The organism is Pauljensenia sp. UMB3104 (assembly GCF_030217285.1).
Taxonomy (GTDB): domain Bacteria; phylum Actinomycetota; class Actinomycetes; order Actinomycetales; family Actinomycetaceae; genus Pauljensenia.
The window spans coordinates 1-234 of record NZ_JASONN010000622.1 but is presented as its reverse complement, the minus strand read 5'-3'; the positions used below and the strand labels follow the sequence as shown (position 1 = coordinate 234).

Sequence of the window (234 nt, the reverse complement as noted above, 5' to 3'; positions counted from 1 at the left end):
AACGAAGGAGTTCGTGCCCCCGTTCTTGTATCGGTTGCGGATCGCCCATTTCACGTTGTGGGATAGCGAGCGGGATTCTTCCTGGGCGAACGACGCCAACAAAGTCAGCAACAGTTCCCCGTCAGCGCTAAGGGTGTCGATGCGTTCGCGTTCGAACCGTACGGCCACGCCAAGGTCTTTGAGCTCACGGACCGTAGCCAGTAGATCGACAGTGTTGCGGGCCAGGCGTGAGAT

General features: G+C 58.5%; 1 protein-coding gene. It reads right to left on the bottom strand.

Features of this window, described 5'->3' with window-relative positions; translation table 11 throughout:
• Positions 1–234: recombinase family protein (locus QP415_RS13030; protein WP_285100355.1), on the bottom strand; the 234-nt coding region annotated here is incomplete at both ends.